This is a genomic window from Zwartia lucis (genome assembly GCF_965234455.1).
Taxonomy (GTDB): domain Bacteria; phylum Pseudomonadota; class Gammaproteobacteria; order Burkholderiales; family Burkholderiaceae_B; genus Zwartia; species Zwartia lucis.
The window spans coordinates 850,346-862,312 of the sequence record NZ_OZ248473.1; the positions used below are offsets into that span (position 1 = coordinate 850,346).

Below are 11,967 nucleotides of genomic sequence, written 5' to 3' on the forward strand. Positions count from 1 at the left end.
GTGTTAACGGGCCTCTCTTGCATAATTCTCTGAACTCGTCGCTTCCGGCAGCATGCACCGGTAGGCATGCTGCTCTGTTTCAACCAACTCAATCCTAGGTTGCGAGCACGATTGCATCGCATAAGAACATCTATTTTTGAAGGCACAACCTACAGGCTCGCCTAACAAGCTAGGTACAGTACCCGCCATCACACCTAGAGGTTTACCCGCAGAAGTCTTTCCCGGAATAGGGATGCAGCGTAAAAGGCCCTGTGTATAAGGGTGTAACGGCCGCGAGAACACCTCAGCTACTGTCCCCGTCTCTACCACCTCGCCTGCGTACATGACCGCCACACGATCTGCGACACGTGCGACAACGCCTAAATCATGCGTAATCAGGATCATTCCCATTTTCAGGTCACGTTGAAGATCACGCAATAGATTCAGAATTTGTGCTTGAATGGTGACATCAAGCGCCGTTGTCGGTTCATCCGCTATTAACACATCTGGAGAACACATTAACGCCATCGCAATCATGACGCGCTGGCGTAAACCGCCAGACAGTTGATGTGGAAACTGATTTAGTCGCTCAGCAGCCGCCGATATGCCTACTTTCTCTAAAAGATAAATAGCCCGATCACGCGCTTGAAGCTTAGTCAATCGCTGGTGCCGTCTGGCAACTTCTGTCAGTTGGTTACCAATCGTATAGACCGGATTGAGTGAAGTCATGGGCTCTTGAAAAATCATGGCTATACGATTTCCACGTAAATCGGACATCGCTTCATCTTTAATCGTCAGCAGATTGCAATCGGCATAGGCCAATCTTTGCGCGGTGCGCTTCGCTTTTTTTGGCAGTAGCCCCATCAACGCCAACGAGGTTAAAGATTTACCACAACCTGATTCGCCGACGATCCCAAGGGTTTCGCCGCGTTGCAATGTCAAGCTAACGTCTCGCACGGCGTTCAAAGTACCCTCGCCAAGCGCTATGGTGACACTGAGTCCTTCTGCGTGCAGAATCGGCTCGGCCAACATCAGTTGCGCCCCTCGGGTGACAATACATCCCGCAGTCCATCACCAAAAAGATTAATACTCAAGACCAACCCAAATAGCGCACATCCTGGGATCGCAATAATCCAAGGACTAAAATACATTTGCTCCTTCGCCTCGGCGATCATTAGTCCCCAGGACGGCAAGGGTGGCTGAACACCAAGCCCCAAAAACGATAAGGCCGCTTCAAGTAAGATCGCATTGGCCATTTCGAGCGTTGCAATGACAACAAACGCAGGAAAGACATTTGGAAATATCTCGCGCGCAATAATTCTAAAATCGGTGCAGCCGATCGCTTTTGCCGCCGCGACGTAATCCAGTGACCGCTCGCGCATCGTCACCGCGCGCAGCACGACCGTAAATCGATCCCACAGTAAGCAGCCTAATACGCTAATGACCACCGTTAATGACCCCCCTACCAGAGCCACCACACAAAGCGCCACTAGCACGACGGGCATACTCAGTCTGGTCGACAGCATAAAGGAAACAACCATATCCACACGACCACCGAAATAGCCCGCAGCCATACCCAAAGTCCCACCTATTACGGCAGAAATGATGGTTGCCACAAATCCAATTGCTAATGACACACGCGAACCATAAAGTATTCTGCTTAGATAGTCGCGACCCAAATGGTCGGTTCCTAATGGAAATAGCCAAGTCCCATCTTCATGCCAGAACGGTGGTATCAATCGACGCGTCAGTACTTGCTCATACGGATCATACGGCGCTAGTAATGGTGCGAAAAGAGCCATTACTAGCACAATCGCAAGTCCGATCGCCCCAATAATAAAGCCCTTGTGTTGATACAAACGGCGACGGGCTATCTCTCGAGGCGTCAAAAAGCCGCTTAAGTTAACCACGACAGGATTGTTCATAGCGCTTCACCCTGTATACGCAATCTTGGGTCTAGCACGGCTATCAAAAGATCGGCAAACAAATTCAAACCGACATATACAAACGCCAAAATCAAAACAATCGCTTGCACCACTGGAAAATCAGAGCGCGAAATCGCCTCCCAGGCAAAGTGTCCGATACCGCGAATTGCAAAAACTGTCTCAATCACCACAGAACCGCTGAGCATGAAGCCAAACTGTACCGCCGACACTGCCACGATAGGGATCGCAGCATTACGCAGCGCGTGTTTGAAAATGATAGAGTACGATCGCAAGCCTTTTGCTCGCGCAGTACGGATGTAATCCGAATCTAGCGCCTCAAGCATTCCAGCCCGAGTTAAACGCATCAGTGCCGGCGTTGCGTAGTAACCCAAGGCAATTGCAGGCATCACGTAGTGTTGCCAACTACCGCTACCAGAAACGGGCAACCATCTTAGTGTTACACCAAAAAAAATAATCAACATCAACGAAAACCAAAAGCTTGGCAAAGCCTGACCCACTACCGAAACGCTCAAACACAGTCTATCTATCCACGAATTAGGTCTGGCGGCTGCTGCGACCCCAAGCGGAATAGCTAAACAAAGTGCAAAGACAATCGCGCTCAAAGCTAAAGCGATCGTGACAGGGAAACGATCGGCCAATAGTTCCGTCACAGGCTTGCGAAAATAGAACGATTCGCCAAAATCACCTGTCAATGCCTTACCCGCCCACGAAGCATACTGAACCAAGAGCGGACGATCTAGGCCATACTGCTGGCGAATACGCTCGACGTCGGCAGCTTTTGCATCGGCACCGGCCATCGCTTGCGCTAAATCACCTGACAGATGCAAAGTTAAGAAACTAATGAATGACACCGTTAGTGCCACTAAGAGCGTTAAGCCTATTCTTTTTATTGTGTAAGCAAACATGCAACGGGATTAGACCCTATTCAAAAAACCCGCGAACTCGCTCTAATACCTGCGAGGGGTGCATTCGTTTTTTCACAGCGATGCAAAATCAGTCTGACTATTGTGATTAAGACCCAAACTCGCTGTACACGTACCGCCATTTAATTCAATACCTAGGCGCTATACGCAGCGAAGTTATCGAATTATTTCCATTTAGCCAAATAGAATTCAGGCAACTCATTTGGCAACGGCGTAAAGTCCAAATCCTTCGTGAACGCGTAGTTCATCGTGTACGTGAACATCGGCAACCAATATGCCTCCGTGGCAATTTTCTGTAGTGCTTTTTTATAATTATCGGCCCGCACTTTCTTATCAGAGGAAGTATCCGCAATCTCTAGCCAATCGCGCACCTGCGGATCGCGGGCCAAATCTGAGCCCTCAAACTTAAAGAACTGGCTCGTTGAAGCGTAAACGTCATAAATTGCACTGGAGCCCCAGGTCATATGATAAAACGCGGTTTTACCAGCATAATTTTTATCCCTTAAGGCGGGATATTGCATCCAAACCAGATTGGCCTTAATCCCTACCTCTCGAAGATAACCGATGACAGCCTCGGTGTAGGGTCGTTCACGATAACCGTGCAATTCTATTTCAAAACCATTCGGATAGCCGGCTTCAACCAATAGCTTTTTGGCCTTAACTGGATCATATTCATATTTGAGCAAATCGTCTGTACAGCCGAACTGTTCTGGATAACAGGCTGCGTGGATAACTCGCGCGTCTCCCTTAATCAAATTACGCACAATCGCCTCGCGATCAATGGCATGCGAAACAGCTTGACGAACCAACTTGTTTGTCAGTGGATGGTTAGTTCCGGTACGGTTGGCTACATCAAAACCGATATAGCTAAAACGTACAATGCCAGCTTGCTTTACCTGCAAATTTGGAATTTTTGCAAGTTTTGCAACTTGATCTGAAGGAACGCGCCAAATCCAGTCAACGCCGCCGGATAACAGTTCAGCCAATTGCGTGCTGAACTCTGGAATTGTGCGATACACAATACTCTTGAAATTTGGCTTGCCTTTCGGGCTACCAGAAAAATAATCTGGATTCATTTCGAACACTACAGACTTACCCGTGTCAAACTTAGCAACTTTATAGGGACCTGTTCCGATCGGCTTATCGGACATACCCTGAGTCCCGACTTTTGAGTAATACTCGTGGGGGTAAATGGGGGTGCAACACGCCAAATAATCTAGTGCAATCGGAAACGGACTACGTAGATGGATACGAACTTTATAGTCGCTGATTTTTTCTGCGCTCTTCATCCATGTGTATTCGGACGCCGAGGGCAGCTTACTCTTGGGATTCACTGCAAAATTAATCGTATACACCACATCATCGGCAGTAAATTTTTGCCCATTATGAAACTTAACATCGTCGCGCAAATCAAATTCCAGCGTGAGCTCATCTATCCAACGATGCGCCTTTGCCAACAAAGGTTTGAACTCAAGAGACACTGGATCTTGATAAACCAACATATCCCATATATAGAAACTAAGAATCGTCCCTTCCCGAGTCGTCTCATAATATCTATCGCCAGTGTTCACCTCTAGGTTCGACGCCCACGTCAAAGTGTTATTAGCCTTACCCGCATGCGCTTGAAATGCAGAGGAGAGCACGAACAATAAGATCGCACAAGCGACCAACGCAAATTTTAAATAATTTGAATGAAAAAAAGTCATGATGCGCATACTCCTGAGAACCGAAGAGATACTCCAAGCGGTGCCACACCGGGCATTGAGAAGGCACTAGCTCTGTTGGCACTACCAAGTTAAAGTGATCGCGTTATTTCTGTTCAAAAACTACTTAAACAAAAAGTGTCACTGGTGTTAGGACCATGATCACTCTTTGCCGAGCCAACGCGACTGATTTTTTACTTTTTTCTTTAAACAATAAAACCATCGATGCTTCCAACCACTTTTACTATAACTCCTTCGATGTGTCAACATCTGTTGACGCCGGTTGAAAATTGACCGTGCGGGGGTGCGACTAAAAACTTGGACTGGCTTGCGTCATAAGTCCGAGACTTTGTCTGTATCCTAGGGGACTAAGTGATCCAAGAGATATCTTGATTCATTTGGCTCCCCACCCTTGATTTGAACCAAGGACCAGCAGGATTAACAGAAAAGTCGGTTGTTTAAATAATGTTTAAAAACAGTAACTTATCTTCAAAAAAGATCACCGTGTAATAATTCGTGTAATTGAATCAAGAGTTGCATTATGCAACTCTTGGGCACTTGGGTCCGTTTTTGCTCATTACACAAACTTGAAAATCTTTATATCGCAAAACTCGATAAGATTAACCACCAATTACCTTACCCCCCTACGCTTACATCTAAGATGTTCTGAATCGACTTCCGACACACGAAGCCAATCAGATCGAAGAGTTATTGCCACATCGCTGGCAGGCACCTCAAGGTTGCTAAAAGTTGCGTCCTAAATTGTAAGCTAATTGTATGGCTACCGTTAAAAAATCTCGTCTTCATACGCATGTTTACCAATTACGCATTGAGCTTGCGAATATCGAGCAATGCAACTGGCGAACATTATCAGTTCCTGACACTCTTAAACTCTCAAAACTAGATCGCGTCACCCAAGAAGCCTTTGGGTGGACGAATAGTCATCTGAATATGACATACGCAGCAGCGTGATATCTTGGAAAATGGGCTGGGCCAAGGAATACATGCTGACACACGCTCCAGGCCAGTACATCCGTAAAGTGTTTCAAGCCACGATCTTGTACCTGGAGGACAAGGGCGACTTTATGTCCACGGTCAAGCACTTCACCTTTGGTACCGATAGCCCTGTGCCCAAAGACCTGCAGACCAAGTTGCTGAAAACCGCCTTCACCGCCATTAGCTTTGGCGCAAGGGTCAGCAGCACGGGTTGGAAAAACGACTCCGGCCAGTGGACCAATCCCGCTATCGTAGACATCCTTAAAAACTCGGAAGATAGGAATCGGTTTTTGGCAGATGGCCGTATTGGTCGTTTGGCAGTCCTGGCAGAGCGTCGAGCCACCGGGGTTGGCAAGCGGGTCTTGCAGGCATTGATTGATCGGGCGCACGTTCAGGGCATGACGCGTTTGCATCTTCATGCACGGGTGGATGCTCAGCCTTTTTACGAGAAGTTCGGATTCAGTGCCCGCGGGCCTGTGTTTGATGAGGCTGGCAGCCCCCACATCGAGATGGTGCGCGAGAGAGTGAGCTCAATGGGTGGATCTGGGGGTTAGTCTCAAAGTTACGTCTAGAAAGCTAGCTGCGGGTGAATCACCGCACATTGAATAGAGCTAGCATGGATTGGCTTAGAACCTTGGCCTACGCTGTGGTCGATGCCGGTGACGGTACGTTTGGAACAAAGCAGATGGGGCTGGCTACCAAATATCGCCGCGCGGATCAATTCTATGTTTACCCAAAACCGATCTAGGTCTTGCTTCAATGCTGGAGGCAATAAAACGAACAGGAAATCAAGCGAAAGTGCTCGCTAAGACTTTGTGCGAGTTTGAGGCTCAACTAAGCTCTTTGAGTAGCAAAGGTTCCCTCGCGATCGAAATCGTCGATGAGGAACTTGAAGCCATCGAAGCTGAAGCGATCCTTTTCGAAGGAGACGCAGATCAATTGATTGCACTACAGGACAGTCTGGCAAATCGTACGGGAGCTATTGTGCCTATATCAGCCATGCGCACAAGCCAGATTCAAGGCGCAGAGACCTGGCCGTTACACCACTTAGTGCGCGAAAAATCAGTTTGCATAAATACAGCTGCAGCCGGAGGTAACGCGAGTCTGATGGCCTTAGGTTAAAACTGATAATCGCTGGGTTAAGCAGCACGCGGTGACGCATACATTTAATTTCCGCATCAAGCCCAGATACCCTTGATCATTCACTAGCTGAAAGTTGAAGGGTTGCTTTTTGTGTTTTTAAAAGAGAACACACCCCTGAGTATGTGGATTTATCGTCAAGCCACATTCAGCTGTCAGACCACTCACCTGCCGTTTAGGGTAGTGATCTGACCACGGCCCGCTCTTAGCACCTTTTATCGAGGATCATATACACTGCCTTAGCTGCTGTCAGCATCAAACCCAAAGTCAGCTCCATTTGGGGTTTCGTTAATCACTAAACAGCTGGAAAAAATGCAACAAAAAATAACGCCAGAGCCACCTGAGGACAAGCTTTTCATTGCTTCAGTCGAAAAGGCATTCAGAGTGTTGGAGTGCTTCGAGAGCAGTCATAGGCGGGTAACCCTAACCCAACTCGCAGAGTTAACAGGTCTAGACAACAGTTCGTTGCAAAGGTTACTGCACACCTTACTGAAACTAGGCTACTTGCGAAAAGACGCAAATCGGCAATATTCACTCACTCCCCGGGTGTTAAATCTTGGGACCAATTATCTTAGGACTAATGATCTAGTCGAACGTGCAACGCCATGCCTCCAGGCTGCTCACGCGTCCTCTGGTGAAACCATCAACTTGATAGAACTTGACGACACAGATACTGTGTTTGTGATTCGCTTTTTGGCTGCCCACCCCACAGGCTTATCCATATTACTGGGCTCGCGGACACCGGTATTTTGTAGCGGTGCTGGTCGTGCAATTCTTGCCCACTTACCGGAACAGGAAGCAATTTCGATCCTCGATCGTACAGTTAAAAGAAAATTTACAAAAAACACATTAACTTCGACCAAGGCAATCATGGCGCAAGTACGAAAAGTTCGCGACCTTGGTTACTCCATCAGCAATGAAGAATTTATGGTGGGTGATGTGTCGATTGGTGCCCCTGTTTTTGATCATACGGGCTCGGTCGCAGCGGCGGTTAGTGTTCCTGTATCTAGCGTCCGTTGGCAAAATCCTGAAGTCCGAGAGCAAATCGTATCTCTCGTTATGAACACAGCACGTTCAGTGTCTAATAGTTACGGAAGATCTAAACAATCATGGTTAGCCACAACTAATTAGCAGAATTGAAAACAAGCTATAGCACCTCGAGGTTGGTTTACTTCCGAACCTTCGCCTTTTAGCAAATCAATTGCAGTTGCGTTCGAGACGTCGTAACACCTCACGCTGTTCAGTAATAGACAGCTAGGCCTATGTTGATCCGATCGGTAAGAGTCAGCGATCAAGTGTCTTTCCCAACTCACGCGCTCTTGACTTCTCATATATAAGATTAGCGATCCCCAAATCAGCCAAACTGAACCCTCGAAAAGCAAACACGGCGCGATCTTTATACGGGTCAAAGGCTATGCGCTTACCCGCAGCAATGTCCGATAGGTCTGCATCAAAACTTCCATAGGGTCCTAAGGTGCTGGATATTGGCGCCAATTGTGCTTGTTGTTTGTGATCATCTGTAATCTTCAATTCGAAGGAACTGAGGCCTTCCGTATACCAGGGGCGCGCAAGATCCACGGCTAGCACTACGGCTCCGGGCTTCACCAGATCTGGCAACAAAAATGGGCGCATATCTGGGCCGAGCGGTATTGAAGTCACGATCACCTGACTGCCAGTAATGACCGCCTGTGGGTCATCTAGGACTTTTGCGGTTATACCGGACAAGTGTGCCTCGTTAGCGAGGGCGTTAGCCGAGACAACCGAACGGCTGTAACAAAGCACGCTCGTTAGCTCCGGAAATAGTGAATGAATCATCTTCAGATGAAAACTAGCCTGTAAACCACACCCAATAAAACCAACTGTAGGGGGTGGATCCGTTAAGATGGCGCGCAGCACAAACGCAGACATCGAGGCAGTGCGTATGCCCGTTAATTGATTGGCTGATATCACAGCTAACGGTACGCCAGTGCCATAGTCGTTAAGCAGGTAAAGTGCTTGCACGCCAACCCCTCGCTGGCCTGGCATCGTTGGGCGAACTCCAAACCACTTATTTCCGGCGATGTTCCTGCCAGGCCATGCGGCACATAAAGAACGAAATCCGCGCCCCGGGGAAATATCAAGGTGAACGGCAGGTAGGGCAAAAGCGCTCTCACGCGAGTATGCAAGAAATATCTCCTGCATGACATCACAGCACTCGTGTGCGCTTAAATTAAGTTGCGAAACATCGAATTCACTTATAAATAACAAGTGATCGACCTGGGTCACTTGGGGCTCATCTCTGGGAGAAGTCATGATGGGTTTACTATCAAAGTCTGCTCTGTAGATTTAAGGTGAAAATTAAATTCCTCATGAAAGTGACATGCAACGGAATGGTCTAACTCCACAGTTTTGAGTTCAGGCGACTCATGTGCGCAGAGTTCACGTGCGAAAGGACAGCGCGTATGAAACCGGCAGCCCTTTGGGGGATTAATAGGCGATGGAATGTCTCCTGCCAACGAACTATCCTTAAACCCACCACCCGCCCTCGTTGTAAGCGAAGCAGCATTGATCAGAGCATGCGTATAAGGATGTCGTGGCCTTCGATATAACTGCTTTGTCGTTGCCGTTTCAACTATGCGGCCAAGGTACATGACACCAACACGATCTGACATATATTCAACGATCGCAAGATCGTGGGCAATAAAAAAATAAGTCAATCCGAGTTGCTCTTGAAGGTCACGCAGAATGTTCAACACTTGTGCCCTGATCGATACATCAAGTGCTGAAACAGGCTCATCGAGGACTATTAGTTTTGGACGCACCGAGATCGCTCGTGCGATCGCAAGCCTTTGTCTCATGCCGCCACTAAACTCATGCGGGTATTGGTCAACCGCATCACGGTGCAGTCCGACCATAGTCAAAAGCTCCTGAACCTTGGTTCGCAATTCACGACCTGATATCTTGTAGTGAATACGCATTGGCTCGCCCACAATTTCAAGCACCTTGTGGCGGGGGTTCAGCGATCCATAGGGATCTTGAAAAACAGCCTGCACATCCCTTCGAAATCTAATCCCTTCGACTCTGGAAATTTTCGAAATGTCTTGCCCCACAACGGACAGGCTCCCACCAGTGAGTCGATCGAGATTTAGGATCAATTTACTAACAGTAGTCTTCCCACAACCAGACTCTCCGACAAGTCCAAATGTTTCACCTTCGCGAACATTAAAACTCACACCATCTACAGCCTTAATAAGGGCACCCGGTCTAAATATATTGGCAGTTCGAGGCAGACGAAAGTAACGCGTTATGTTCTGCGCAACTATTAAATCCTTGCCTGACATCGCGTCTGAGATCTCAACGATTGTCATGATAGACGGCACCAATTGGGTTACCTTTTGACAGCCAGCAACGGACGGTTCGTTGTTGATTCGTATCAAATAGTGGAGGCGTTTCGACAGTACACCGCTCCATTACTTTTGAACAACGACTGCTAAAGGCACAACCGGAAATATGTTTACTCATATCAGGCAAGGATCCTTCGATAGAGGTTAGGCGGTGTTTTTTCTGACCGATACGAGGGATTGAATCAATCAACGCTTGGGTATAGGGGTGTTGCGGCGAGCTAAATACTTCCTCCGTGTCACCACTCTCTACAACGTGTCCGGCATACATGATGATGACCCGGTCAGTAAGACGTCGGACTACACCCAGGTCATGGGTGATCAGAATAATGCTGGTCTTTTGAACATTTCTTATTTCACCTAACAAGTTCAATATTTGTTCTTGCACCGTGACATCTAGGGCTGTCGTAGGCTCATCCGCCAACAAAAGACTAGGCCGCAAGGCAGTTGCACAGGCTATTAAAGCTCTTTGTTTCATACCTCCACTCATTTGGTGTGGATAACTTTTCAACCGCTCTTGAGGCGACGGTATATAAACCCTGGTTAGCATATCCACAGCAGTCGCTCGTCGCTCTGAGCGAGTCAACGAAGAATTGGCCGCCAGTATCTCGTCAAACTGTTGACCAACTGTAAATAACGGGTCCATCGCAGTCATGGGATTCTGAAGCACTGTGGTAATTTCGCGTCCTCGCAAGCGCTTAAGTTCCTCTTTGCTTGCTCGCAAGACATCCTCACCTCTGAAATAAATCGAACCTGAGGTGTAGGCGCTCGAGGGTAAGTTGTTCACCAGCGCTGAACACAAAGTTGACTTGCCACAACCAGACTCCCCAACCACACCGAGAATTTCGCCTTGTGATAGCTCGAACGAAACACCTGAGACCGCCCGTACATCACCTCGTTTCGTTCTAAAACTCACGCTCAGGTCGTTGACAACGAGAAGCGCAGGCTCAGACCGTTTTCGGGGGATCTCAGCTTGGTTCGGATAATCTGCAAATTGCGTACTCATAGCACCTTGGTATATGGTTTCAATTATTGATGGTCTTGCCGAGGATCGAATCTGTCACGCAACCAGTCGCCCAAGACATTTACACACAGCACCGAGATCAAAATTGCAACACCTGCCATGACGGTCAACCACCAGGCAACCCCCATGTAAGAGCGCCCATCTGACAGCATTAGTCCCCACGAAACATCCGGTGGTTGGATGCCTACGCCAAGAAATGAAAGCGAGCTTTCCAGAATGATGACTCTACCAATATCCAATGTTGCGAGCACCAGTATGCTGTTGGATATATTAGGTAAGATATGTTTGACAGCAATTTTCCATGCTGGTAGTCCGGCGACGCGAGCGAGCAAGACAAAGTCCGTTTGCTTAAGGCTCAACACCTCTCCACGCACGAGTCGGGCATAACGTGGCCAGTTAGTAACAGCCATGATGACAATAATATTGAACGTGCTTGGCCCAAGTGCCGCCACAATCGCTAAGGCCATCAGGATAAACGGCATCGCCAAGAAAGCATCCACCACGCGCATAATTAAGCTATCGGCTATTCCGCCGAGGTAGCCTGCCAGCAGCCCTAAGGCAATACCGATGGTTCCGGCAAGCAGTATGGCAAATAGCGCGATTGTTAAAGAAAGACGCGCCCCGTATATCAATCGAGAATATATATCTCTACCCAAGTTATCGGTACCCAGCGGATGAGACCAAGTGCCACCATCCTGCCAAACCGGAGGCTGCAACGAAACGATGAAGTTCTGAAAACTTGGATCATGCGGGACAATCCATGGTGCAAATATCGCTGCAATCACCATAGCCAACACCACTAGTGCAGAAAAAACAGGTATCCCTCTAAGCGCGCTTAATCGGGGTAGTTGGATAGCGGAGAGTGATAGGTTCATG

The 11,967-nt window shown here is 48.0% G+C and carries 13 protein-coding genes and 1 pseudogene; 6 read left to right on the forward strand and 8 right to left on the reverse strand.

Features of this window, described 5'->3' with window-relative positions; genetic code table 11:
• Nucleotides 1–3 precede the first annotated feature (3 nt).
• From AC8GE9_RS10390 to AC8GE9_RS10405, 4 genes are all read right to left on the reverse strand, one after another.
• Entirely contained in the window at nt 4–1,011 is a 1,008-nt protein-coding gene (locus AC8GE9_RS10390; protein WP_506677092.1) for an ABC transporter ATP-binding protein, read from the reverse strand.
• Nucleotides 1,011–1,904 (reverse strand): ABC transporter permease, encoded by an 894-nt coding sequence (locus AC8GE9_RS10395; RefSeq protein ID WP_506677093.1) that lies wholly within the window; start codon nt 1,902–1,904, stop codon nt 1,011–1,013. The genes AC8GE9_RS10390 and AC8GE9_RS10395 overlap by 1 nt, the downstream gene beginning before the upstream one ends.
• Nucleotides 1,901–2,830, reverse strand: coding sequence for an ABC transporter permease (locus AC8GE9_RS10400; protein ID WP_506677094.1), 930 nt, complete (start codon nt 2,828–2,830; stop codon nt 1,901–1,903). The genes AC8GE9_RS10395 and AC8GE9_RS10400 overlap by 4 nt, the downstream gene beginning before the upstream one ends.
• A 182-nt stretch (nt 2,831–3,012) precedes the next feature.
• Nucleotides 3,013–4,554: an ABC transporter substrate-binding protein gene (locus tag AC8GE9_RS10405; RefSeq protein WP_506677095.1), complete on the reverse strand. Its 1,542-nt coding sequence runs from the start codon at nt 4,552–4,554 to the stop codon at nt 3,013–3,015.
• Between the two features lie 633 nt (nt 4,555–5,187).
• Here AC8GE9_RS10405 and AC8GE9_RS10410 point away from each other — a divergent pair.
• The 6 genes and pseudogenes from AC8GE9_RS10410 to AC8GE9_RS10435 form a co-directional block, all read left to right on the forward strand.
• Nucleotides 5,188–5,298: pseudogene (locus tag AC8GE9_RS10410) on the forward strand (transposase domain-containing protein); the annotation flags it as partial.
• 30 nt (nt 5,299–5,328) lie between these two features.
• Complete coding sequence (locus AC8GE9_RS10415) at nt 5,329–5,523, forward strand: IS1096 element passenger TnpR family protein (RefSeq protein WP_482675966.1); 195 nt, start codon at nt 5,329–5,331, stop codon at nt 5,521–5,523.
• Nucleotides 5,520–6,101, forward strand: coding sequence for a GNAT family N-acetyltransferase (locus AC8GE9_RS10420; RefSeq protein ID WP_506677096.1), 582 nt, complete (start codon nt 5,520–5,522; stop codon nt 6,099–6,101). Before AC8GE9_RS10415 ends, AC8GE9_RS10420 begins: the two co-directional genes overlap by 4 nt.
• A 62-nt stretch (nt 6,102–6,163) precedes the next feature.
• Nucleotides 6,164–6,295, forward strand: coding sequence for a hypothetical protein (locus AC8GE9_RS10425; RefSeq protein WP_506677097.1), 132 nt, complete (start codon nt 6,164–6,166; stop codon nt 6,293–6,295).
• Between the two features lie 95 nt (nt 6,296–6,390).
• Complete coding sequence (locus tag AC8GE9_RS10430) at nt 6,391–6,669, forward strand: hypothetical protein (protein WP_506677098.1); 279 nt, start codon at nt 6,391–6,393, stop codon at nt 6,667–6,669.
• A gap of 330 nt (nt 6,670–6,999) precedes the next feature.
• Nucleotides 7,000–7,818, forward strand: coding sequence for an IclR family transcriptional regulator (locus tag AC8GE9_RS10435; protein ID WP_482675969.1), 819 nt, complete (start codon nt 7,000–7,002; stop codon nt 7,816–7,818).
• Between the two features lie 153 nt (nt 7,819–7,971).
• Here AC8GE9_RS10435 and AC8GE9_RS10440 read toward each other — a convergent pair whose 3' ends face one another.
• Genes AC8GE9_RS10440 through AC8GE9_RS10455 form a run of 4 tightly spaced genes read right to left on the reverse strand, consistent with a single transcriptional unit; the run spans nt 7,972 to nt 11,966 of the window.
• Nucleotides 7,972–8,979 (reverse strand): hypothetical protein, encoded by a 1,008-nt coding sequence (locus AC8GE9_RS10440; protein ID WP_482675970.1) that lies wholly within the window; start codon nt 8,977–8,979, stop codon nt 7,972–7,974.
• Nucleotides 8,976–10,034, reverse strand: coding sequence for an ABC transporter ATP-binding protein (locus AC8GE9_RS10445; RefSeq protein ID WP_506677099.1), 1,059 nt, complete (start codon nt 10,032–10,034; stop codon nt 8,976–8,978). Before AC8GE9_RS10445 ends, AC8GE9_RS10440 begins: the two co-directional genes overlap by 4 nt.
• The gene (locus AC8GE9_RS10450; RefSeq protein ID WP_482675972.1) at nt 10,021–11,073 is read right to left on the reverse strand and encodes an ABC transporter ATP-binding protein; all 1,053 of its coding nucleotides are present in this window, start codon (nt 11,071–11,073) and stop codon (nt 10,021–10,023) included. The genes AC8GE9_RS10445 and AC8GE9_RS10450 overlap by 14 nt, the downstream gene beginning before the upstream one ends.
• Nucleotides 11,074–11,096: 23 nt before the next feature.
• Nucleotides 11,097–11,966 (reverse strand): ABC transporter permease, encoded by an 870-nt coding sequence (locus AC8GE9_RS10455; protein ID WP_482675973.1) that lies wholly within the window; start codon nt 11,964–11,966, stop codon nt 11,097–11,099.
• Nucleotide 11,967 lies beyond the last annotated feature (1 nt).